General features: G+C 73.0%; 17 protein-coding genes. 3 read left to right on the top strand and 14 right to left on the bottom strand.

The window, feature by feature from the left end; all coding sequences use genetic code 11:
• Positions 1-15 precede the first annotated feature (15 nt).
• The 6 genes from P3T41_RS30030 to P3T41_RS30055 form a co-directional block, all read right to left on the bottom strand.
• Positions 16-1671, bottom strand: a complete 1656-nt coding sequence (locus P3T41_RS30030) for a cation acetate symporter (protein WP_280693709.1) — start codon at positions 1669-1671, stop codon at positions 16-18.
• Positions 1668-2168 carry a DUF485 domain-containing protein gene (locus tag P3T41_RS30035; RefSeq protein WP_280693710.1) on the bottom strand — a complete coding sequence of 167 codons (501 nt, stop codon included), beginning with the start codon at positions 2166-2168 and terminating at the stop codon, positions 1668-1670. Before P3T41_RS30035 ends, P3T41_RS30030 begins: the two co-directional genes overlap by 4 nt.
• Positions 2169-2350: 182 nt before the next feature.
• A complete protein-coding gene (locus P3T41_RS30040; protein WP_280693768.1) occupies positions 2351-3019 on the bottom strand; it encodes a response regulator transcription factor in 669 nt (222 codons plus the stop codon).
• A 177-nt stretch (positions 3020-3196) separates the two neighbouring features.
• Positions 3197-4357: a histidine kinase gene (locus P3T41_RS30045; RefSeq protein WP_280693711.1), complete on the bottom strand. Its 1161-nt coding sequence runs from the start codon at positions 4355-4357 to the stop codon at positions 3197-3199.
• A 30-nt stretch (positions 4358-4387) separates the two neighbouring features.
• Positions 4388-4876 (bottom strand): CcdC protein domain-containing protein, encoded by a 489-nt coding sequence (locus P3T41_RS30050; RefSeq protein ID WP_280693712.1) that lies wholly within the window; start codon positions 4874-4876, stop codon positions 4388-4390.
• A 175-nt stretch (positions 4877-5051) separates the two neighbouring features.
• Complete coding sequence (locus tag P3T41_RS30055) at positions 5052-7163, bottom strand: DNA topoisomerase IV subunit B (RefSeq protein WP_280693713.1); 2112 nt, start codon at positions 7161-7163, stop codon at positions 5052-5054.
• Between the two features lie 504 nt (positions 7164-7667).
• Between P3T41_RS30055 and P3T41_RS30060 the strand changes: the two genes are divergently transcribed.
• Positions 7668-7898, top strand: coding sequence for a hypothetical protein (locus P3T41_RS30060; RefSeq protein ID WP_280693714.1), 231 nt, complete (start codon positions 7668-7670; stop codon positions 7896-7898).
• Positions 7899-8007: 109 nt separating this feature from the next.
• On the opposite strand, the gene P3T41_RS30065 is transcribed toward P3T41_RS30060, so the two are convergent.
• From P3T41_RS30065 to P3T41_RS30095, 7 genes are all read right to left on the bottom strand, one after another.
• Positions 8008-8916, bottom strand: coding sequence for a serine protease (locus P3T41_RS30065; protein WP_280693715.1), 909 nt, complete (start codon positions 8914-8916; stop codon positions 8008-8010).
• Positions 8917-9153: 237 nt separating this feature from the next.
• Positions 9154-10794, bottom strand: coding sequence for an RNA polymerase sigma factor (locus tag P3T41_RS30070; RefSeq protein WP_280693716.1), 1641 nt, complete (start codon positions 10792-10794; stop codon positions 9154-9156).
• Positions 10795-11186: 392 nt separating this feature from the next.
• The gene (locus P3T41_RS30075; protein ID WP_280693717.1) at positions 11187-12119 is read right to left on the bottom strand and encodes a FadR/GntR family transcriptional regulator; all 933 of its coding nucleotides are present in this window, start codon (positions 12117-12119) and stop codon (positions 11187-11189) included.
• Positions 12120-12351: 232 nt separating this feature from the next.
• Entirely contained in the window at positions 12352-13089 is a 738-nt protein-coding gene (locus P3T41_RS30080; protein WP_280693718.1) for a hypothetical protein, read from the bottom strand.
• Positions 13090-13093: 4 nt separating this feature from the next.
• Positions 13094-14443: an ATP-binding cassette domain-containing protein gene (locus P3T41_RS30085; RefSeq protein ID WP_280693719.1), complete on the bottom strand. Its 1350-nt coding sequence runs from the start codon at positions 14441-14443 to the stop codon at positions 13094-13096.
• 243 nt (positions 14444-14686) lie between these two features.
• Complete coding sequence (locus P3T41_RS30090; RefSeq protein ID WP_280693720.1) at positions 14687-15430, bottom strand: NUDIX domain-containing protein; 744 nt, start codon at positions 15428-15430, stop codon at positions 14687-14689.
• Positions 15431-15682: 252 nt separating this feature from the next.
• The gene (locus P3T41_RS30095; protein WP_280693721.1) at positions 15683-17650 is read right to left on the bottom strand and encodes a glycogen debranching N-terminal domain-containing protein; all 1968 of its coding nucleotides are present in this window, start codon (positions 17648-17650) and stop codon (positions 15683-15685) included.
• 684 nt (positions 17651-18334) lie between these two features.
• Here P3T41_RS30095 and P3T41_RS30100 point away from each other — a divergent pair.
• Positions 18335-19648 (top strand): alpha/beta fold hydrolase, encoded by a 1314-nt coding sequence (locus tag P3T41_RS30100; RefSeq protein WP_280693722.1) that lies wholly within the window; start codon positions 18335-18337, stop codon positions 19646-19648.
• A 388-nt stretch (positions 19649-20036) separates the two neighbouring features.
• Here the strand turns inward: P3T41_RS30100 and P3T41_RS30105 are convergent, their stop codons facing one another.
• The gene (locus P3T41_RS30105; RefSeq protein ID WP_280693723.1) at positions 20037-21611 is read right to left on the bottom strand and encodes a DUF4192 domain-containing protein; all 1575 of its coding nucleotides are present in this window, start codon (positions 21609-21611) and stop codon (positions 20037-20039) included.
• Between the two features lie 183 nt (positions 21612-21794).
• Here P3T41_RS30105 and P3T41_RS30110 point away from each other — a divergent pair, with 183 nt between their 5' ends.
• Complete coding sequence (locus P3T41_RS30110; RefSeq protein WP_280693724.1) at positions 21795-24071, top strand: DEAD/DEAH box helicase; 2277 nt, start codon at positions 21795-21797, stop codon at positions 24069-24071.
• Positions 24072-24151: the final 80 nt, after the last annotated feature.

Here is a 24151-nt window from a genome sequence, read left to right on the forward strand (position 1 = left end):
GTCCGCCCGGCGCGGTCAGACCGCGCCGGCACCGGTGAGCGAACGCACCTCCAGCTCGGCGAACTTGTCCGGGTCCGCCCGCTCCTCGCCGCTGACCGTGCCCACCCAGCCGAGCAGGAAGCCGAGCGGGATGGAGATCAGCCCCGGGTTCTCCAGCGGGAACCAGTGGAAGTCCACACCGGGGAACATCGCGGTCCTGCTGCCGGAGACGACCGGTGAGAAGACCACCAGGACCAGCGCCGGCACCAGGCCGCCGTAGGTCGACCAGCAGGCGCCACGGGTGGTGAAGCGGCGCCAGAAGAGGCTGTAGAGCAGCGTGGGCAGGTTGGCCGAGGCCGCCACCGCGAAGGCGAGACTGACCAGGAAGGCGACGTTCAGCCGCTGGGCGAAGAGGCTCAGCACGACCGCCAGGCCGCCGATCACCACCGCCGCCAGCCTTGCCACCACCACCTCCTGACGATCCGTCACGGCTGGCCGGTCCGCCCGGCGGAAGGCCTGGGCGTACAGGTCATGGGCGAAGGAGACCGAGGAGGCCAGGGTGAGGCCGGCCACCACCGCGAGGATCGTGGCGAAGGCGATGGCGGAGGTGACGGCGAACAACAGGGTGCCGCCGGTGCTCCCCTCGCCGCCGCCCAGGTTGAGCGCGAGCAGCGGGACGGCGGTGTTCCCGGCCGAGTTGGCGGCCTTCACCGCCTTGGAGCCGACCAGCGCGGTGGCGCCGAGGCCGAGCACGATGGTCATCAGGTAGAAGGCGCCGACCAGGCCGATCGCCCAGACCGTCGAGCGGCGGGCGGCGCGGGCGGTGGGCACGGTGTAGAAGCGGGACAGGATGTGCGGCAGGCCCGCCGTCCCCAGCACCAGGGCCAGGCCCAGGCTGACGAAGTCGAGCCGGTCGGTGACCGAGCCCCCGTACTTGAGGCCCGGCTCCAGGTAGCGGTCGCCCGCGCCGCTGCTGCGGGCCGCGGCGTGCATCAGCTCACCGAGGTCGCCCTGGAAGTGGACCAGCACCCAGACGGTGAGCAGCACGGCGCCGATCATCAGCATCATGGCCTTGACGATCTGGATCCAGGTGGTGGCCCGCATGCCGCCGACCGTCACATAGATGATCATCAGGGCGCCGACGGCGACGATGGTCCAGGTCTTCGCGGCGGCTCCGGTGGTGCCCAGCAGCAGGGCGACCAGGCTGCCCGCGCCGACCATCTGGGCGATCAGGTAGAGCAGGGTGACCACCACGCTGGCGCTGCCGGCCGCCGCGCGGACCGGACGCTCGCGCATCCGGGTGGCCAGCACGTCGGCCAGCGTGTACCGGCCGGTGTTGCGCACCAGTTCGGCCACCCACATCAGCACGACCAGCCAGGCGACCAGGAAGCCGATGCTGTAGAGCATGCCGTCGTAGCCGTACAGGGCGATCAGGCCGGTCACGCCGAGGAAGGAGGCGGCCGAGAGGTAGTCGCCGGAGAGCGCGATGCCGTTCTGCAGCGGGCCGAAGTCCCGTCCGCCGGCGTAGAAGTCCTCGGCGGCCTGGCCCCGGCGCCCGACCCAGAGGGTGATGGCCAGGGTGATCACCACCACCAGGGCGAAGAGCACCACGGCCAGTTCGTGATGCCGGCCCCCGGTGACGACGACGGGCCTGGTGGTGATCGCGGCGGCGATGAACGCGGTAGGTGTCATCGCAGCTGGTCCTGGGTCTCCCAGCGCAGGCCGAGCGCGGCTCGGTCCCGCTTGCTACGGGCGTTGCGGGCGTAGAGCCAGGTGATCAGGAAGGTCGAGACGAACTGCAGCAGCCCCAGCACCCAGGCCACGCTGAACGGACCGACGAGCTGAGTGCGCATCAGGTCCGGTGCGACCGCCTGGGCGGTCACATAGCCGAGGTACCAGCCGAGGAAGACGGCGGTGGCCGGGAAGACGAACCTCCGGTAGTCCCGTCGGATCTCCCGGAAGGCGTCGCTCTGCTGGACCTCCCGGTAGACCTCCGCGAACGCCGGGTCCGGCATGCGCGGGGGCGACTGGAGCGACCGCTGGGCCGGGACGGCGGACCGCGCCGCGCCGACCCGCGGGCGGGCCGACCGCTTGGCCGCGTCGGGCTTGCCCGGGGTGGACCACCAGTCGAACCGATGGCCCTGTCGGGGCGTGGGACCGGGTGATCCGGTGACTTCGTGCTGTGCCAAAGCTGCTCCCTGGACGGGATGCACCACCGAGCGGTGGGCGTCGGAGATCGGCACCGGGCACTCCGGACGACCCGCCCCGAAGATCCATTCGGCGTACCGACGGAGCCCTGACGGGTCCAATCATGGCGGGTCGAAATCCGAAATATGGCATTCAGCCAGGCATTTCACCCAATGAGGTGAGATCAGTCAGTCTGCGAACCACGGGAAAGACCATGCCTGAACGCATAACTGACCGCTTGTGCCCGATCTCGAACGGCGGTCTTCGCGAACAGGTTGTTGATGTGCGTCTTCACCGTGGCCGGACTGACGAAGAGCGCCTCGGCGATCTCGGCGTTGGAGAGACCGTCGGCGATCAGCGCGAGCACCTCGGCCTCACGGGCCGTCAGACCGTCGGGCAGCGGCTGCGGTTGGCGGGCGGACCTGGGCTGCTGCGGCTTGTCCACCGATTCGTCCACATCGCCGGCCGAGGCGGTCGAGGGCGCGCTCGGCCCGGCGAGCCGCTCCAGCAGCCGCCGCTGCACCTGCGGCGAGAGACCCGCCGCACCCGCCCGGACATCGGCGATGGCCCGGGCGATCTCCTCCGCGCCGGCGTCCTTGGTGAGGTAGCCGCGGGCATCGGCCTGGAGCGCGGCGAAGAGCGAGTCGTCATCGGCGTAGGTGGTGAGCACCACGACCTCGGTACCGGGGTGCTGGGCCCGGATCAGCCGGGTGGCCTCGACGCCGTCGCAGCGCGGCATCCGAAGGTCCATCAGGACCACGTCCGGCGCGTGCTCCGCCACCAACCGGACCGCCTCCTCACCGTCCGTGGCCGCCCCCACCACCTCGATGCCGGGCAGCAGGCCCAGCAGCATGACGATGCCTTCGCGCACCACCGTCTGGTCGTCCGCCACCAACACCCGGGTCGCCGTCCCCGCGCCACCGGCACCGCTCTGCCCGTTCACCCGCCACCCCACTCACTGTTCGATCTCACTGGACCCGCTGCCCGCCCGTTCTACCGCGCCGATCCCGCCCCGGTCACCTCGACGGCGTCAGGTCGGCAGCCGCAGCAGCACCAGCCAGCCGCCGTCGTCCGGCCCGGCCGTCAGGCTGCCACCGAGCAGCTCGGCCCGTTCCCGCATCCCCAACAAGCCGTAGCCGCTGCCGCTCGCGGCCAGTTCGGCCGCGCCGGGGTCGGTGGGTGCGCCGGTGTTCCTGACCTCCAGTTCGACCGCCTGGTCGAGGTAGCGCAGCGTCACGGTGCGCCGGGCGCGCGGGGCGTGCTTGCGGACGTTGGTGAGCGCCTCCTGCGCGGTGCGCCGCACCGCCAGCCCGGCCTCGGCGCCGAGCGGCCGGGGCGTGCCCGTCACGGTCAGCGTGGCCTGCTCCTGTCCGGCCAGCTCCAGCAGGAACTCGCCGACCGGGGTGAACTCGCCGCGCAGCGCGGAGAGCGCCTGCTTGGTCTCGACCAGCCCCTCCTGCGCCATCCGCCGGGCCGCCACCACCCGGTCCCTGATCTGCTCCCGCTCGGCCCCGCTGTCCAGCATCAGCCGGGCCGCCTCCAGGTGGACCAGCTGGGCGGAGAGGCTGTGCGCCAGCACGTCGTGGATCTCCCGGGCGATCCGGGCCCGCTCGGCCAGTGCCGCGCTCTCCGCCTCGGCCGCCCGCGCGGCCCGCTCCTGTTGCAGCAGCCGCTGGGCGGTGGCCCGGGCCTCGGCGTCCAGCCGGAGCAGATAACCCAGCAGCACCAGGCCGGCCACCGTGGCGACCAGCGCCAGGAGACTGTCGTGGGTGGCCAGCGCATAGGACGCGAGCGCTCCCCCGCAGGTCGGCAGCGCCGCCGCCAGCGGCAGCCGGAGCAACCCGACGACGGCGAGCCCGCACCAGATCACGTTGGCCAGCAGCGCCGCGCCCACCTGGTCCGCCACCGCGCCGACGATCAGCAGCAGGGCGACGGCCGGCAGCGCCCAGCGGATCAGGTGCCGTCGGCTGCTGTGGATGAACAGCTGGAAGAGCCCGACCGCCGCCAGCAGCGCCAGCACCGCGACGACGGCGTCCGCCCCGGTGAACCGGCTGGCCCTGACGGTCCCGAGCAGGACCGTCAGGGCCAGCGCCACCCGCCCTGCGACGCTGAGCAGCCGGCCCGGCTGGGAGCGCTCCTCGCGGGCCAGGGCCTCCCGCGAGGGCCAGCGCGTCCAGGTATCCAACTGCACGGATGCTCCTCCGGTGGCGGTGCTGATGGGTCAGCCCACCGCGCTCAGCGTGTGCGGGGCGGCGTCCAGGCCCCGGGCCCTCCAGTTCACCACGGCGCCACGGACCAGCAGCAGCGCCCCGATGGTGAGGTACAGCGCTTGGGCGCTCTGGTGGACGTGCAGTGCCGAGCCGAGGCCGTAGAGCCCGATCCGTACCACGATCATGCCTGCCCAGGCCGCCACGGTGGCGACGGTGCCCTTGGTCCAGACGCTGCCGTCGCTCGCCCGCCAGATCCGCACCGTCCAGCCCCAGACCGAGCCCATGGCCAGCACCACCACGAGCGAGCCGGTCAGCAGACCGATCGCCGCGGCCTGGTGGGCCGGGTCGATCAGATGCTTGTCGCTCAGCCCGAGTGCGCAGAGGATCAGCGGCAGCAGCCAGAAGCGCCGCTCGGTGTCGATCTTGCGGGCCCGGAGCTGACGGCTCGCGACGAACCCGACCACAACGAGGATCACGAGGATGTTGGCGATGCCGGTCATCGGACTTCGCTCCGTCTCGACTGGGAGAATCTGACGGCTACGACGCTACGGATCCCGCCCGCCGAGCTGATCGGCTCCAGGGTTGATCCCACGGTCGAGGGGCCCTCCACCCGTGGGTGGAGGGCCCCTCGACCGGGTCGGCCGGCCGGCTCAGGGGCCGGCTCGCGTGGCCGGCTCAGGCGTCGATCCGGGAGCGGTCCAAGGTGGCGGCGGAGTCCACGATGAACTCCTTGCGCGGCGCCACGTCGTTGCCCATCAGCAGATCGAAGACCTGCTCGGCGGCCTCCAGGTCACCCAGGTTGATCCGCCGCAGGATCCGGTGGCGCGGGTCCATGGTGGTCTCGGCCAGCTGGTCGGCGTCCATCTCGCCCAGACCCTTGTAGCGCTGCACCGGCTCCTTCCAGCGCAGGCCCTTGCCCTGGAACTCCAGCATGGTGCGGCGCAGCTCGGCGTCGGAGTACGTGTAGTGGTACTTCTCCATGCCGCGCTTGGGGTTGGTGAGCTCGATCCGGTGCAGCGGCGGGACGGCCGCGAAGACCCGGCCCTGCTCGACCATCGGCCGCATGTAGCGCTGGAAGAGGGTCAGCAGCAGGCAACGGATGTGCGATCCGTCGACATCGGCGTCGGCCATGAAGATCACCCGGCCGTAGCGGGCCTGGTCGATGTCGAAGGTCCGCCCCGAGCCGGCCCCTATCACCTGGATGATCGCCGCGCACTCGGCGTTCTTCAGCATGTCGGAGATCGAGGCCTTCTGGACGTTCAGGATCTTGCCGCGGATCGGCAGCAGCGCCTGGAACTCGGAGTTGCGGGCCAGCTTGGCGGTGCCGAGCGCGGAGTCGCCCTCGACGATGAAGAGCTCGCTGCGCTCCACGTCGTCGCTGCGGCAGTCGGCCAGCTTCGCGGGCAGCGAGGAGGTCTCCAGCGCCGTCTTGCGACGCTGCGCCTCCTTGTGCTGGCGGGCGGCCACCCGGGTGCGGGCGGCGGCGGCCACCTTCTCCAGCACCGAGCGGGCCTGGGCCTTCTCGTCCTTCTTGGAGGAGGTCAGGAAGGCCTTGAGCTCGCGGGCCACCACGGCGGCCACGATCCGGTTGGCGGCCGAGGTGCCGAGCACCTCCTTGGTCTGCCCCTCGAACTGCGGCTCCGCCAGCCGGACGGTGACCACCGCGGTCAGACCCTCGGTGGCGTCGTCCTTGGTGATGTCGTCCTCGGCCACGCGCAGCAGCTTGGCCGCGCGCAGCGCCTCGTTGACCGTCTTGGCCAGCGAGCGCTCGAACCCGCTGACGTGGGTGCCGCCCTTGGGCGTGGCGATGATGTTGACGAAGGAGCGCAGCGTGGTGTCGTAGCCGGCGCCCCAGCGCAGCGCGATGTCCACGCCGAGCTCGCGGGTGACCTCGGTGGGGGTCATGTGGCCGAGCTCGTCCAGGACCGGGACGGTCTCCTTGAAGGTGCCCTCGCCGCGCAGCCGCAGCACGTCGCAGACCGGCTTGTCCGGCGCCAGGAACTCGCAGAACTCGCCGATCCCGCCGTCGAAGCGGAAGGTCGTCTCCTCGACCTTCTCACTCTCCGTCAGCCGCTCATCACGCACGATGATGGTCAGGCCCGGCACCAGGAACGCGGTCTGCCGGGCCCGGCTGTGCAGGTTCTCCAGGGAGAGCTTGGCCTCCTTGAGGAAGATCTGCCGGTCGGCCCAGTAGCGGATCCGGGTGCCGGTGCGGGTCTTGGGCACCTTGCGGGTCCGGGTCAGGCCGCTGGCGGGATCGAACGGGGCGTCCGGGCTCAGCTCGGTGAACAGCCCGGGGGTGCCGCGGCGGAAGCTGATCGCGTGGGTGTGCCCGCTGCGGTCCACCTCGACGTCCAGCCGGGCGGAGAGCGCGTTGACCACCGAGGCGCCGACGCCGTGCAGGCCGCCGGAGGCCGCGTAGGAGCCGCCACCGAACTTGCCGCCGGCGTGCAGCTTGGTCAGCACCACCTCGACGCCGGACAATCCGGTCTTCGGCTCCACGTCCACCGGAATCCCGCGGCCGTTGTCGCGGACCTCGACCGAACCGTCGTCGTGCAGCACGACCTCGATCCGGTCGCAGAATCCGCCCAGCGCCTCGTCCACCGAGTTGTCGATGATCTCCCAGAGGCAGTGCATCAGACCGCGGCTGTCGGTGGAGCCGATGTACATGCCGGGCCGCTTGCGGACCGCTTCGAGCCCCTCGAGGACGAGCAGGTGCCGAGCGGTGTAGTTGGATCCGTCCTCCGCTGCGCGCAAGGCGGACGGCACGGTCGTTTCGGCACTCACGCGGTGCACTCCTCCAAAGAGACATCTGACTCGGTCCGGCGGCGGTTCCCCGGACCTCCCCCGGCGGCGTCCCCGCTCCCGCGCCCGGGCCGCTGCACGGATCGCCCCGGCTCCGCAGCTTGTACGCGCTGCGCGAACACGGGCCGAACCCGGTTCGCCGCGCGAGAGGGTCATCTCGCCCGCGCCCGACGGATCCTGGCGGACCGTCGAGCCGACCGCGAGCGCTGGAACTGCCGAGATGCAGGCTACCGGTGCTCGGGGCGGGGCTTATGCTCCAACCCAGTAGGGGATTATGCTACGCCCACCCTCGGACAACAGTTCGAAGATTCGTTCGAGCGATGGACAGGTCGCGGATTCCGGCAGGCATGAACCACCGGCGCCCGGGGCACGTCCTCATCAACACAGCAGAATCCTCAGAGAAGAAAAGCCACGAGCGGGAACGTTTTCGGCCTGGTTGGATGTTGACCCTGGTACGACAGCTCGTCGAGCTAGAGAAGAGGCGACGTGACTACTGTTCTGACACCTGCGAGCCCGCTCACCGCGGCTGACCGCTGCGACCGATGCGGCGCCCAGGCATACCTGCGCGTCGTACTCGCAAGCGGTGGGGAGCTGCTCTTCTGCGCCCACCACGGGCGGAAGTTCGAGCCGGAGCTCAAGAAGATCGCCGTGGAGATACAGGACGAGAGCGGTCGTCTCGCCACCACGGCGGCCTCGGCCACCAGCGACGAGCGCTGAGCGCTCGGCACCTCACTGACGTGCTGAGGTCGGCCCTTGCGGGCCGGCCACTGGGCGGCAGGCTTAGTAAGCCTGCCGCCCAGCGTCGTATTCACGGGGACACGGTACGTTACCGCGCGATCACCGAACCGGCGTCCGACAGCTGGGCGTTGACCGCGTCGGCGACCGCCGACAGGCGGGTGTAGACGCCCGGGTGCTTGGCCTCGGCGCAGCCGGCGCCCCAGGAGACCAGGCCGACCAGCCGCCCGTTCACCACCAGCGGGCCGCCGCTGTCGCCCTGGCAGGCATCCTTGCCGCCGCGCGATTCGCCGGCGCAAACCATGCCGTGAGCATCGAAGGTTCCGTCCGAACCCCCCGGGTAGTCGCGCGCACACACCGAGTCGGCCACCACCGGCACGTCGACTCCGTGCAGCGTGTCCGCGTAGGTGGCGTGCCCGGTGGTGTCGCCCCACCCGTAGACCTGTGCGCGGGTGCCCGGCGCATACGGCGCGCTCTCGCCCTGGCCGACCATCGGCAGCACCGCGCGGCCGGCCTGGGGGGTGGCCAGCGTGAGCACCGCCACATCCTGCATGTTCTGGTCGAACGAGTACTGCGGGTGGATCCAGACGTTGGTGACCGGGACCTCGGCGCCGTCCTGGGTGGTCAGATCGCTCCGGCCGACGATCACCGCCAGCCCCGGCCGATCCGTCGGCCGACCGTACCGCTCGTCGTAGAAGCAGTGCGCGGCGGTGACCACCTTGGTCGGCGTGACCAGCGTGCCGCCGCAGAACTGGCCGGAGCGGGTGTCCCCGAACTGGGTGCGACTGGCCACCGCGACCACCCAGGGCCGCTGGACCGTGCTGTCCGCCCAGCCGCCCACGATCCGGCGGTCGGCGTGGGCGGGAGAGGCCCCCAGCGAAACCAACGCGGTCGGCAGCACGGCCAGCAGCGCCAGGGCGGCGGCCTGCCGGCGGGCGCCGCGCGATGGGCGCGGAAGGCGACGGACATCGGGGCCAGGCGGCTGGGAGGAGAGGGACATCACAGTGCACTCCGGCGGGTCGACAGCAGGCAACCGCCACAGCGTAGTCAGGCTCTCACCCTGAGTGCCCGTCAATGGCCGCTCAAGCACTCGGACGAGGGACCCGGCGGACCGCCGGATGACAGTCCGGGCCCAGGGGCACCGAACGCCGGCGGGCCCGGGGCAGTCGATCTGCCCCGGGCCCGCCGGTCGTGACGCTCTGCTGAACCCGACCGCTCCAGCGTGTCGGGCCCGCTGTCAGTCCAGGTAGTCGCGCAGCACCTGGGAGCGCGAGGGGTGGCGCAGCTTGGACATGGTCTTCGACTCGATCTGGCGGATGCGCTCACGGGTGACCCCGTAGACCTTGCCGATCTCGTCCAGCGTCTTCGGCTGACCGTCCGTCAGACCGAAGCGCATCGAGACCACGCCGGCCTCGCGCTCGCTCAGCGTGTCGAGCACCGAGTGCAGCTGCTCCTGGAGCAGGGTGAAGGAGACCGCGTCGGCCGGGACGACCGCCTCGGAGTCCTCGATCAGGTCACCGAACTCGCTGTCGCCGTCCTCGCCCAGCGGGGTGTGCAGCGAAATCGGCTCACGGCCGTACTTCTGGACCTCGATGACCTTTTCAGGGGTCATGTCGAGCTCCTTGGCCAGCTCCTCCGGGGTGGGCTCGCGGCCCAGGTCCTGGAGCATCTGGCGCTGGACGCGGGCCAGCTTGTTGATGACCTCGACCATGTGCACCGGGATACGGATGGTGCGGGCCTGGTCGGCCATCGCGCGGGTGATCGCCTGGCGGATCCACCAGGTCGCGTAGGTCGAGAACTTGTAGCCCTTGGTGTAGTCGAACTTCTCGACCGCGCGGATCAGACCGAGGTTGCCCTCCTGGATCAGGTCCAGGAAGAGCATGCCGCGACCGGTGTAACGCTTCGCCAGCGAGACCACCAGTCGGAGGTTGGCCTCCAGCAGGTGGTTCTTGGCCCGGCGGCCGTCCTCGGCGATGATCTCCAGCTCGCGCTTGAGCTTGGGGGCCAGCTTGTCGGCCTGGCTCAGCTTGTCCTCGGCGAACAGGCCGGCCTCGATCCGCTTGGCGAGCTCGACCTCCTGCTCCGCGTTGAGCAGCGGGACCTTGCCGATCTGCTTGAGGTAGTCCTTGACCGGGTCGGCGGTGGCACCGGCGACGGCGACCTGCTGGGCCGGGGCGTCGTCCTCGTCGTCGTCGGAGAGGACGAAGCCCTCCGACTCCTCCTCCGGCTCGCCCTCGGTGTCGGCCTTGGCGCCGGGCAGCGCGACGTCCTCGGTCGACTCCTCGTCGCCGAGCAGCTCCTCGTCGCCCTTCTCGGCCTTGCCGGCGGTCTTCTTCGCGACCGCCTTCTTGGCGGGGGCGGTGGCCTTCTTGGCCACGGCCTTCTTGGCGGCGGGTGCGGCGGCCTTCTTGGCAGCCGCGGCCGGCGACTCGACGCCGATCGCGTCGTCCACCGAGGCACCGACCGTGGTGGTGATCGAAGTGACCGAGACCACGGAGGCCACGGCGGCCGGCGCCACGGTCGCGGCCGGCGCGATCCGCACCGGCGGCTTGGTCGGGGCGGACGGGGTACGCGTGGTGACCGCCTTGGTCGCGGTGCGCTTGGTGGTGCTCTTGGCCGCGACGCTCTTGCGCTTGGCGGCGGACGGCTCGGCCGCGCTCACCATCAGGTCCACCCCTTCCTCAATCAGTACCTGGTTGAGGCTGCGCATGACGTTCTTCCACTTGGTGACCGGGATCTGGTCCGCCTCGAAGGCCTGGCGCACGTCGTCACCGGCGATCTGCCCCTGGGCCTTGCCCCGCTCGATGAGCGCCAGCAGGGCCGCGGACTCGGCGATCTCGGGGGGGAGCGAACGGGATGTGCTGGCCGACACGAACAACCTCTCGGACGAAGAGTGGACTCGAACCCGTACCGGACCGCCCGAGAGGGCGAGGAAGGAGCACGTGCCACAGGGCACGACAGGTTCCGACCGGCTCGGACTTGAGGACTGGGTTTGCAGGACGCTGGGTTTGTGGGACGGCAGCAGCGCCGCAGACCAACACAGCATTCTGACATGGCGCGGGTATTCCGGAGCTGCTTCCGCTCCGTACACATCGCTGCCGCCCCTCAAGTGTTACGCATGCCGCTCGTGGCACAGGTCACACGCCTCCTCGACCGAGCCCCCGGGTCCCGTCGTCCGGGCGGCGGCGGGCCCTCCGGGTGGGCCACCGCGGCTGCGCGCGGGCATCCGGAGGGCGCTGCCCAGGTCCGATGGTTCGGTGGCCGGTCCGCTCAGTGCTCGCGGGGTGCGGGCACCGCGTGCTCGACGTCCGGGTGCACGGTGAGCAGGGCGCGCACGGCCGCCTCGGCGGCGGTGCCGTCACCGGTGCCGATCGCGTCGACCAGGCGGGCGTGCACGCTGACCGAGGCGTCCGTGGGCCGCTCGCAGGCCGTCGCCGGACCGCCGCTGACCTGCAGCGCCGAGGCGACGATGCCGGAGAGGTGCTCCAGCATCCGGTTGCCCGCCATCTGCAGGATCAGGCCGTGCAGCTCGGCGTCGGCGCGGGAGAAGGTGATCAGATCGCCCTGGGCCACGGCGTGGCTCATGATCTCGGTCATCTCGGTCAGCCGCTGCTGGATCTCCTCGCGACCGTGTCCCGCAGCGAGGCGGGCGGCCAGCGGCTCGATCGCCCAGCGCATCTCGCACAGCTCGCGGCGCTGCTCGTCGCGCTGCGGACCGAAGGCACGCCACTCGATGATGTCGGGGTCGAGCAGGTTCCAGTCGCCGACCGGGCGGACCCGGGTGCCGACGTTCGGACGGGCACTGACCAGGCCCTTCGCCTCCAGCACACGCAGCGACTCGCGCACCACGGTGCGGGAGACCTCGAAGCGCTGGCCGATCTCCTCGGGGACCAGCGGGCGGTCCGCCCCGAGGTCACCGGAGACGATCATCTGGCCGAGCTGCTGGACCAGCTGCCCGTGCAGCCCGCGGCCACGGCTGCTGGTGGTCTTGCGGCCGACCCGGGCGAGATCACTCTCCACGCCATCCCAACGGGGGACGGGCGGAGTCGGCCGATCGGCGTAGGAGAAACGGTCGAGCTCAGCAGCGCCGGGTGCGGGCGGCTCGGCGGTGCGGGCGGCTGTCATGGCGGGGTGCGCAAGGGTACTCACACGTCCTTTGTCGGCGATCGGAGAGCCCGACTTGAGGATTCTCGTGAAAAGCACACGAAAGGGTGATCGCCCGTGGATGGATAATTGACTTCTTATCAGGAAGAAATGGCCATACCGGTCAGGCGAGTGAGGTGAGTTTCGGGGGGCGGCGGGGTGAGTCGAGTTGACGGATAATCAGGACGGCTCAGGATCAGGTCGATTGGCGGACCTGGGGGCGGCGGGTGGGGCAGGGCTGGCGAGTGGACAGGGCTTGCGAGTGGGCAGGGCTGGCGAGTGGGCGGGGCGGTCAGAACGAGCGGCGGCGGGTCTGGGCCAGCAGGCAGCCGGCCAGCAGCGCCGCGACCGGCACTAGCACCACCGCGACCGCTCGGGCCAGGTGGGTCGGCGCCCAGGAGACGCCCTCGTGGTGCAGCAGATCCAGCGCGGTCGGCAGCGCCAGCTGCCCGATCAGCGTCGGCAGCGCGCAGAGCAGCAGGACCCCGGCGATGGCGCTGCGGGTCAGCGCCGCCGCCAGCACACCGCTGCAGCCGGCCGCGACGACCAGCGCGACGAAGGTCGCGAGCAGCGGCACCAGTCGGTGGTCGGTGTGCAGGGATTCGAGGGTGAGCAGGCGGACCGGCGGACCGGTGCGCGACAGGACCAGCCGGACCGTCAGCGAGTCCAGCAGCAGCGCCACCAGAGCGAGCAGCGCCGAGACAGCCCCGATGACGGCGAGCTTGGCGAGCAGCAGGCGCAGCCGGGCGGTGTAACGGACCTGGGAGGCCGGCAGTCCGGGGCAGCGGACCTCGTGGGCCACCGCCAGCGCGCCGAGCAGCCCGGCGGCCAGGGCCGCGAGCGGGATCGGGAGCACCGGGACCGCTGCCGTGGCCAGTCGGGCCGCCTCGGGCGCCGTGAGCGAGTCTGGGGCGGCTCGGCGGGCGAGCACGGCTGCCAGAACGGAACCCGCCAGCAGGGTGACGGCGAGGATCAGCCAGCTCGACCGAAGGCCCAGCAGGCGGCGCCCTTCGTAGGCCAATGCGCGCACGTGATCATCCGTTCCAGTGGTCGGGCCCGGTCAGGGGCTGAGGGGTGGGGGCGGGAGTGGGGGCGGGGATGGGGTCGCCGTGGGACGCCGAGGGCCCGGTGGGTGCGGGGGGCTCGGGGCGGGTGACGGGCTCGGGCGGGGTGGCGGGTTGCGGCAGGCCGGTGAGGTCGCCCGGGGCGCCGGGCTCGGGCAGCGGGTGGGGTGACGCGGAGCCGCTGGACGCCCCTAGGGCGGTGGACCCGGTGGGTTCGCCGAGCGCAGTGGGGGCGTTGAGGGCGGTGGGGGCGTTGAGGGCGGTGGGGGCGTTGAAGGCGGTGGGGGCGTTGAGGGCGGTGGGGGCGTTGAAGGCGGTGGGGGCGTTGAAGGCGGTGGAGGCGTTGAGGGCGGTCGACCTGCTCCGAGCACCTGCGGCGAGCGGGGTCAGCCGGCGCACCTGGACGGCTGGGGCAGCGCCAGGCCGAGCCGCGGCCGGCAGCGTCGCGCGCGGTGCCGGCTGCTCGACCACCCGGTCGGCCAGCTCGTGCAGCAGGATGCTGTTGCGGTAGGCGAGTTCGCCGATCTCGGTGCGGCCGAAACCGCTCACCGCGAGCCGGGCACTGCCGTCCTGGCGGACCTGGGCGCCCTGCGTCAGCAGCAGGTCGGCCAGCCGGGCCATCTGCGGGCCGCGGACGACGACCTCCGGCCGCAGCCTGGTGCGGCGGAACTCCGCCACCGGCTGGTCCGCGACCAGCCGTCCCTCGTCGAGGGTCACCACCCGGTCGGCCAGCAGCGCCGCTTCCTGCGGGCTGCGGGTGCTGACCACCACGGATCCGCCACCGGCCGGGAAGGCCCGGATGAATGCGTGCAGCCAGTCGGCGTTGCGCGGTGACAGCCCCTCGGTCGGGGCGTCCAGCAGCAGCGCGTCCGGGTTGCCGAGCAGGGCGACCGCGAGGGCCAGGCGGCGGTTCATGCCCGGGGAGAACGCGCGCAGACGATGTTCGGCGACGCTCGCCAGCCGGGTCTGCTCCAGCAACTCGTCCGCGCGCCGCGCCGGGACGCCGAGTTGGGCGGCCAACATCCACAGGTGCCCCCGGGCGGTCCGACCGAGGCTGCCGGTCCGCCGATGCGCCGTCGGCAGGAGTACACCGACCTCACGCTCGGGGTGGCGCAGGAGACGGTACGGGCGCCCGTTGAAGAGGGTCACGCCCTTTCCGCGCTCCAGTTCCACCATGAGGCGCAGCACCGTGGTCTTGCCCGCCTCCTGCGGCCCCAGCAAGGCCGTGACCGTGCCGGGGCCGACATCGAAGCCGAGGTCCAGCAGCGCCGGGCGACGGCCCCGACGGTAGACCTTGGTGAGTCCATTGACCTGGATCATCGCTGGCTGCTCCCACCTGCTCCGGCTGCCCTGGCGGCGTTGCCGCCCGGGTTCAGCGCCCGCTCCGGATTCAGCACCCTAGGGCGAACATCGGGAGATTTCGGGCATTGCGGAGCTGGTGCGGGCCACTCGATCGACCACCTCACTCGATCAGGGGACACCGGCCGCACCAGCGTTCGCCCTGCAGTGCGAGGTTGCGATCAAGGCCGAGGCCGGGCCAGTCCGACCCAGGAGGCTCCGGCCTCAGGAGTCCGGGCGCAGCATCGGGGGGTTGAGCACGGTGGCACCACCGGCCGTGAACAGCTGTGCCGGGCGCCCGCCCTGACGGGTCGTCGTACCGCCCGAAGGCACCAGGAAACCCGGTGTGCCGGTGACCTTGCGATGAAAGTTACGCGGATCCAGCGCCACGCCCCAGACCGCCTCGTAGACCCTGCGCAGCTCGCCCACGGTGAACTCCTCCGCGCAGAAGGCCGTGGCCAGCGCGGAGTACTCGATCTTCGAACGGGCGCGCTCCACGCCCTCGGCCAGGATCAGCGCGTGGTCGAAGGCCAGCGGGTCGCGGTCCGCGGGGCCGGGGCCGAGCAGTTCGCTGACCGGCGCCCAGCGGGCACCCCGCGCGTCACCGCCCGGCTTGGGGGTGGGCAGATCGGGCGCCAGCGCCAGGTGGGCCACGCTGACCACGCGCATCCGCGGGTCGCGCTGCGGATGGCCGTAGGTGGCCAGTTGCTCCAGGTGCGCACCGGCCGTCGCCTGCCCGCCGCCGGAGTGGGCGCGCAGGCCGGTCTCCTCGGCCAACTCCCGGGAGGCGGCCTCGCCGAGGCCCTCGTCCGGGCGCACGAAGCCGCCCGGCAGCGCCCAGTAGCCCTGGAACGGCGGCTCGCCCCGGCGCACCAGCAGCGCGCAGAGCTCGTGCTCCCGGACCGTCAGCACCACCAGGTCGACCGTGACTGCGAACGGGGGGAAGGCCGACGGGTCATAGCGCGACATGGCGTCGATCATAGTCGTCTTTCTGACGATAAACACGAGATCGGCAGCAACTACGGCTCGCCCTCAGCCGCCTGGACGGGCGAGGTCGTGAGGGACGAGGACCGGGCGGGACGCGCGGCGAGCGGGCGTGGCTGGGCGGCAGGCAGGCGTGACGCCGTCCGCGGTCCGGGCACCTCGCGCGCCGGATCCGGGCCGCTCCACCGCCGCTGCCCGGGCGCCCGCTTCCGGCTGACGGGCAGCCCCCGCCGCCCGTCAGCCGGCTCCCAGCTGCAGCTCGGAGGATGCCTCCTCCACCACCGCCACCCCGATCCGGCTGACCCGGACAGCGAACGGCTCCCCCGCCACCCGCAGGCCGGAGAGCTCGAGCTCGCCGAGGGGGGCGGTGCTGGCCGGGCGGACGACCACGCGCTTGGCCGGAGCATCCGGGCGGACGCCGGCCAGCGCGAGCACCGCGTGCGCGGCGCCCGCCGCGGACCCGGCCGCCGGACGGCAGGCGGCCGGGTGCGGAGCGGCCGGACAGTCCGGCAACCGCTGCTCCCCCGCGTACATTTCCGGCAGCCGCCCGCCGAAGTGGGCGGAGGCGGCCAGCAGCCCCTCCAGCAGGGCACCGGCCTCGCGTTCGAAACCCGCCTCGGACAGGCCGACAACGGCCATCGCCGTCTCCTGGACCCGGACGGCACCGCTGCGATGGCCCAGCGGATTGAAGCGGGCCGACCTGCCGCTCAGCGTGCGCAGGCCCCAGCCGCAGTCGAGTTCGGGTGCGACCAGCCGGTGGGCCAGCAGCCTGGTCTGTTCCCGGTCCAGCAGGCCGGGCAGCGAGGCGCCGTCCGCCGCGAGGCCCAGGTCGAGGAGATGGACGAAGGAGGCGGCCACCGCGGGCAGCGGACGCCCGTCGGCCGTCAGCGCGGCGGCGGGGCGGCCGCCGGACAGGTCGTCCACCCAGAACCGCTCTCGGAAGCGCCCGCGCAGCCCCGCAGCCCACTCGCGCCAGCCGGCCGCTCCCGGACGGCCGAAGGCCTCCAGCAGTTCAGCGCCGTGCAGGGCGGCTCGATGTGCCTGTGCCTGGACTTCGCAACGGGCCGTGGCGGGCTGCGCCGAGCGGTCGTCGGGCAGACGACCGAGATCGGTGACGAAGCCGTCGAGCGGGCCGTTCTCGGTGGTCGCCCGCAACACGGCCAGGGCACGCTCGGCGGCCGGCAGGAGATCCGCGACCTCCTGCCGGGGCAGACCCCAGCGCCAGGCCTCGGCCAGCACGGTGACGAAGAGCAACGTGGCTTCCGTGGCCGTGCAGGACGGTGGCAGCTCCGGGCCGGCGTGGCGCAGCGGTCCGGGGATGATCCCCTCGCCCTTGCCGGCGCCGGCCGCGCCCCCGGCCGGCGCGGTCTGCTGACGGCGTGCCAGGGCCCTCAGCGTGCCCGCGGCCAGCCGGGTGCCCAGTGGCAGGGTGAGCCGGGCGGCCCAGAGCGCGTCGGCCGGGGCCAGCCCGAACCGCCACGGCGCGCCTGACGCCGTGTAGAGGTCGGTCGGCCGGTCCGGGTCGGCGAGCAACAGGGCGCTGAGCGCGTCCAGCGAACGCCGCACGAGCAGCTCGGCACGGGCGTCGTCGCAGCGGATCGCCACCTCGGTCCACGGCGCCGGAACACCGGCCCCGCGGCCGATCGGCGGTCGGGCCGTGGTCGCGGCGGCCGCCTCCACGTCCAGCCGCAGCTCGACCGACCAGCGGGCGCCGGGCTGCACCTCGAGATCCCAGCGGAGCACACCCGCACCGGCCAGGACCGCGTGGGGCGAAGGCTTGGCGCTGACGGTCGCACTGTGACCACGGGCGATCCAGCGCAGACCGGCGGACTGGACCTGCCCGGGAACGTCCGGCGGCCGGGCACCGGCCGCGATCTCCGCGAGGCTGCCGAGGTCCGTACCGAGTGCGATCTCCAGCGGCAGGCGGGCGGGGCGGACACCGGCGTTGCGCACGGTGATCGTCTCCGCTCCGTCGGCATGGCGCAGCCGCTCCACGGTGAGCGCCGGATCGGGATCCAGCTCGCCGGGGACCCGGACCGCGCCGAGGAAGCGGGCCTGGGACGCCGAGGAGAGGTCGCCCTGGAGTGCCAGCGGCTCCACCCCGCCGAGCCGCAGTTCCATCCTGCTCAACCCGCGGACACCGGAGCGGAAGAAGCCGTGCAGTCCGGACCCGCGCAGCTGCCCGTCGGCCCCCGAGGCAGCCATGGCGGGGGCGCTGACGCAGAGCACGTCCGCGTGGGTGGACGTCGGCAGCCGGCGGGCTTGGGACGCCGGGCGTCCCGATCCGCTCGCGGACGGCTCGGGCCGTCCCGGGGCAGTTCGGGACCCGCCGACCGTCTCGGCCGGCATCGCGGTCTGTGCTGGCCTGGGGGCCGTCACCGGGCACTCCTCCTGTCGACCGGCAGGGCGGGCCCGCAGGCCACGACCGCCGTGGGTGGTCTCTCTCACGCGTGCGCTCGGCCGGGCACCGCCCGGCGGCACGCCGGGATCGCCGTAGGCCTGGTCCGGCTCCACCGGCCTTGCCTTCCCCCACGGACGGCACCACCATCCACGGCGGGCTCGGTGGCGGCCCTCTGAGTGAACGCGGCGCACGGGGCACAGGTCACGCCCCACCACGCGGTGGGCCGAGCCGGTCGCGAGGTTCGGAGCGTCGGCCGGGTCGCGCGGCACCTGCGGCGGCTCGGCTGACGGGCGATCCACCCCGGGCGGACGGCACCGGTGCCGCTCACTCGGCGCCAGGATACGGTGCCGAGGTGGCACCGCCCGTACCGGGAAGTCCACCGGTCGGCGCCGACCGGCACGCGCACCCCGTGCGGGTGGTGTCGGCGGCGTCGACACCCGCGCGGCCCACCGCGCATTCGCCGCACCGAGCACAGACCGAGGAGTCTCATGTCCGTCGTGATCCGACAGCCTGGCGTCGTACTGACCGACCATCTGTTCCAGGTGCCGCTGGACCACGCGGCGCCGCAGGGCGAGCAGATCGAGGTCTACGCCCGTGAGGTGGTCGCGGCCGGCAAGGAGCGCTCCGACCTGCCCTGGCTGCTCTACCTCCAGGGCGGCCCCGGCGGTCGGGCGGCCCGCCCGCTGGGCCGGGACAGCTGGCTGGACCGGGCCCTGGACGACTACCGGGTGCTGCTGCTGGACCAGCGCGGCACCGGGCGCTCGACCCCGGCGACCCGGCAGACCCTGCCGCTGCGTGGCAGTGCGGCCGAACAGGCCGAGTACCTCTCGTACTTCCGCGCCGACTCGATCGTCCGTGACGCCGAGCTGATCCGTCGTCAGCTGCTGGGCGAGCAGGGGCAGTGGACTCTGCTCGGGCAGAGCTTCGGCGGCTTCTGCACCCTCAGCTACCTGTCGCTGGCCCCCGAGGGGCTGCGCGAGGCACTGGTCACCGGTGGCCTGGCGGGGCTGCGCAGCAGCGCGGTGGACGTGTACCGGGCGGCGTACCCGCGGGTGGGCCGCAAGAACGCCGCGCACTACGCGCGGTACCCGCAGGACGTCGAGGCCGTGCGACGGATCGCCGAGCACCTGTCCGCCGCCCCGGCCGAGCTGCCCGGTGGTGGCCGGCTGACCGTGCGGGCGTTCCAGGCGCTCGGCCTGCTGCTCGGCTCGGGCAGCGGCTCCGACACCCTGCACTACCTGCTGGAGGACGCCTGGGTCCGAGGCAGCGCGGGACTCGAGCTGTCCGACACCTTCCTGACCGGCGCTCAGTCGAAGCTCTCGTTCGCCGACGCCCCGCTCTACGCCGTGCTGCACGAGTCCATCTACGGACAGCGGTCGGTGGACCCGGGACCGACCGGCTGGGCGGCGGAGCAGGTCCGCTCGGAGTTCCCCGAGTTCGACGCGGCCCGGGCCCTGGAGGACGGCGCCCCGGTGCGGTTCACCGGGGAGATGATCTACCCCTGGATGTTCGAGACCGATCCGGCGCTGCGCCCGCTGCAGGAGACGGCGGACCTGCTGGCCAAGCGCACGGACTGGCCCGACCTCTACGCCCCTGACGCCCTGGCGGCCAACCAGGTCCCGGTGGCCGCCGCCGTCTACCACGACGACATGTACGTCGACACCGCGGACTCCCTGGCGACCGCCGACGCGGTCCGCGGCCTGCGGACCTGGGTGACCAACGAATGGGAGCACGACGGCCTGCGGGCCAGCGGTGGGCAGGTCCTGGATCGGCTGATCCGCATGGTCCGCGGCCAGCTGTAGCGGTCGGCGGCGCCGGCTGCTGGAACCGTGCGGGCCGCACGCCGGCGGACGCGGCGCCGACCGGCCGGACGACGGCGAGGGCGGCGCTGGCAGTGGCTGCTGGGCGAGCCGGCAGGAGCTCGGCGGGGCCGTACGGGCATCGCCGGCGGGGGCGGTTCTGGGCGTACGCCGGGGACTTGCGGCCAGCCGGGGCTGCCTGGGCCCGGGCCGGCGGATCGGCGTCGCCTCGGGCTCCTCGCCGCGCCGGGCGACCGGCGCGACCGCCAGGCGTGGGGCGGGCGACGGTGTGGCCGGCGGCGCGAGCGCGGCGGGCACGCCGGCCTCCTCGGCGCCCTGGGCAGTTCGGGGCACAGGCTCGGATCGGGGGGTGGGCGGGCGGCTGGTCATCTCAGGCTCCGATCGTGCTGGTGCTGCTGGTGGTCTTGCGGGTGCCGCGGCGGCCGTCACGGTGCAGGAGTCCGGCGAAGCGGCTCCGGGTCGTCTCGGGCGGCGGCTCGGCTCCGCCGTCCGGCCGGTCGGGAGCAGGCGGCTGCGCGGTGGCGGCGGGCGGCCGCGGCTCGCCCGGGCCGCGGCCGCCGCGCTGGAGCGGGATCACGCCTCGACCGGTCACCGCCGGCGGACTCGGCGCAGCGGCGGCCGACCCGGCCGTGAGGTCCTCGACGGGAGCCTCCGGGCGGCGGCGCCCCGACCGGCCGGCCGCCGCGCGACGCGGCGCCGGGTGCGAGCCGGACGGTCCGGACGATCCGGCGGGCGTCGGGGGGACCGGCGGTCGGTGCGGTACCCCGGGCGGCTCGGCCTCCCCCGAGGAATCGCCACCAGCCGTGGGAGAGTTCGATTTTGATGCTCCGTCAGAGCACGAGGCCGTACGACGGGCCCGCTCCGCACGGACCACTCGCAGCAGGCTGTCCGGCTCCAATCCGCCGTTGAGCGAGTGGTAGAGCAGGTCGGCCAGCGTGTAGGAGGGGTCCAGGTCGAGCGCTCTGGCCAGGGTGACCCGACTGGTCGCGCTGTCTCCGGCCAGCCATGACGTCCAGGCCAGCAGGGTCAGCGGCGCCTTCGCGAACTCGTCGTAGGGCGGCACGCAGCGCCGGATGAGGAAGCGCCACAGACGTTGGGCGGCGACCAGTTCGTCGGGCTCGGCGTACTCGGCGCCGCGGTCCCGGTTGTTCCGGTTCTGCAGACCGACGATCAACCGGGCGCTCTGATCGTCGTCCAGCTTCGGCGGCCCGGACCGGGACTCGGCCATGGCCTGGGCGATCAGCCGGTCGATGGCCGCCATCTCCCGCTGCTCGCCGTCCGGCTCGGTGAGGCTCTCGATCAGCCTGCCCATTTCCCGCTCCAGGGCATGGCGCTGTGCCTCGGCGAGCGCTGCGTCGATCGGGGCGAGCGCGGCCGCGATGGCCTTACGGCTGCCGCGCGGTGCCAGGCCGGCATAGGTGGCGGCGGCGACCACCGCACGCGGATCCCGACCCGAGAACACCGCGGTGCCGCTGAGGTCACAGCAGACCGGGTCGGTGCAGAGGTAGGACCACCAACGGCCGCCGGAGACGCAGAGCGCCTCCCTGACCTGGAGGCCGAACGCGCCGGCGGCCTCCAGCAGGTGGTCGGCCAGCGGGCGCAGCTGGGGCATCACCCGCTCGGCTCCGGGCTCCGGGTCCCGGACCAGGTAGAGCAGGAGCGCGTCCGGGCGCTGGTCGCGCTGCTCGGAGAGGGTGACCAGGAGCTCCACGGCCTCGGCGGCGATCCGCGGCCACTCGGTGGGGTGCTCGGGGATGTCGAAGCGGATCGCTCCGCCCTGCCGGGCGGCCGGGCCGTGCAGGCCGACCGCGACGATGCTGTCGTCCGGGTAGAAGCCGAGCAGATACGGCAGCATCGCGGCCAGGTCCGCGGGGCCGCGCATCCGCACCGACTGCTGTCCGGGGAGTCGGAGGTGGGACATGGCGGTCGAGTCGTCGTGTGTCATGACAGAAGAGTGCGTCCGGTCACGACCGTCCAGCGGAGATTTCTCCCGGACTGTGGACAACCCGGCCCCTGTGGACAAACCGATTGCCCCGGCCGGGTGAACCAAGCCTGTCGACTGCCGAGTTGTCCACAGATGTGGCCACCGGTTCGCCCCACGTCAGTCCGGCAGGGTTTCATGGACGCCATGGACCAGCCGATGCCCACTCCGGACCACCCCGGCGCCGACCGAGCCGCCACCGCCCAGCCCGCCAGCGGCCGCGGCAGCGCCGACCGCGGTGACGCCGACCGCGGTGCCGTCGACCGCAGTGACGCCGACCGCGGTGACGTCCGCGAGCGCGCCGAGGCGGTGCTGCGCGAGCTGGCGGGGCCGCAGGCCAGACTGCGGGACGACCAGTGGCTCGCCATCGAGGCCCTGGTGGTGGACCACCGGCGGGCGCTGGTCGTCCAGCGCACCGGCTGGGGCAAGTCGGCCGTCTACTTCATCGCCACCGCGCTGCTGAGGGCCGGCGGCGCCGGTCCCACGGTGATCGTGTCGCCGCTGCTCGCGCTGATGCGCAACCAGGTGGATTCGGCCGCGCGAGCCGGGATCCAGGCCCGCACGATCAACTCCGCCAACCCGCAGGAGTGGGAGGAGATCCAGGCCGAGGTCGCGGCCGGGACGGTGGACATCCTGCTGGTGAGCCCGGAGCGGCTGAACAACCCCGACTTCCGTGACCAGGTGCTGCCCAAGCTCGCGGCCTCCACCGGCCTGCTGGTGGTCGACGAGGCGCACTGCATCTCCGACTGGGGCCACGACTTCCGGCCCGACTACCGCCGGCTGCGCACCATGCTGGCCGACCTCTCCCCCGGCGTCCCGGTGCTGGCGACCACCGCCACGGCCAACGCCCGGGTCACCGAGGACGTCGCCGAGCAGTTGGGCACCGGCGGTTCCGACGGTCGCGCCCTGGTGCTGCGCGGCCCGCTCGACCGCGAGAGCCTGAGCCTCGCGGTGCTGTCGCTGCCCGATCCGGCCCATCGCCTGGGCTGGCTCGCCGACCACCTGGACGAGTTGCCGGGCTCGGGCATCATCTACACGCTCACGGTGGCCGCCGCCGAGGAGGTGACCGACTTCCTGCGCGGTCGGGGCTTCGCGGTCGCCTCCTATTCGGGCCGCACCGAGGACGCCGAGCGCCGCGGGGCCGAGGCCGATCTGCTGGCCAACCGTGTGAAGGCGCTGGTCGCCACCTCGGCGCTGGGCATGGGCTTCGACAAGCCCGATCTCGGCTTCGTGGTCCACCTGGGGTCCCCGGGCTCGCCGATCGCCTACTACCAGCAGGTCGGCCGAGCCGGGCGCGGGGTGGACCGCGCCGAGGTCCTGCTGCTTCCCGGGCGCGAGGACGAGGCGATCTGGCGGTACTTCGCCTCCCTCGGCTTCCCTCCCGAGGAGCAGGTCAGGCGGACCCTCGGCGCTCTGGCCGAGGCCGGCCGGCCACTCTCCACGGCCGCGCTGGAGGCCCGCGTCGATCTGCGCCGGGCCCGGCTGGAGACCATGCTCAAGGTCCTCGACGTGGACGGCGCGGTGCACCGGGTGCGCGGCGGCTGGCTGGCCACCGGGGAGCCGTGGTCCTACGACGGCGAGCGCTACGCCAAGGTCGCCCGGGCCCGGGCGGACGAGCAGCAGGCGATGCGCGAGTACGCCGCCGGCGGCCACTGCCGGATGGAGTTCCTGCGCCGTCAGCTGGATGACGAGCAGGCGGCGCCCTGCGGACGCTGCGATGTCTGCGCCGGCCCCCGGCACAGCGAGGCGGTGTCGGCGCAGGCGCTCGACGCCGCTCGAGCCGCGCTGGGCCGGCCCGGTGTCAGCTTCGAGCCGCGCCGCCTGTGGCCCACCGGGATGGACGCGCTGGGCGTGCCGCTCAAGGGCCGGATCCCGGGCGACGAGCAGGCACAGGGCGGGCGGGCCCTGGGCCGGCTCTCCGACATCGGCTGGGGCGGGCGCCTGCGGACCCTGCTGGCCGAGGGCGCGCCGGACGGCCCGGTGCCGGCCGACCTGCTGGACGCGCTGGTCACCGTGCTGGCCGACTGGGCCCGCGGCCCGGGCGGTTGGGCCGGGAGCGAGCCGGAGACCGGCCGCCCGGTCGGGGTGGTCACCATGGCGTCCACCTCCCGTCCTCAGTTGGTGGGCACGCTGGGCGCGCGGATCGCGGAGATCGGCCGGCTGCCGCTGCTCGGTCGGATCGAGTACGTGGACGGCCGGCCGCCGCACGGCGCGCGCAGCAACAGCGCCCAGCGACTGCACTCTCTCGCGGGGGGCCTGGTGCTCTCCGACGAGCTGGCCCGGTCACTGGCGGCCGCGCCGGGCCCGGTGTTGCTGGTGGACGACCTGGTCGACAGCGGCTGGACGATGACGGTGGCGGCCCGGCTGCTCCGCCGAGCGGGTGCGCAGGCGGTGTTGCCACTGGTCCTGGCTGTTCAGGGGTGATCGGGCGGTGCGCCCCGGGAGCGGGTGACTCGGCTGGTCCTACGGGGACGAGCCGAGCTTGAGCCATCCAGGGAATATAT

This window comes from Kitasatospora sp. GAS204B (assembly GCF_029892155.1).
Classification (GTDB): domain Bacteria; phylum Actinomycetota; class Actinomycetes; order Streptomycetales; family Streptomycetaceae; genus Kitasatospora.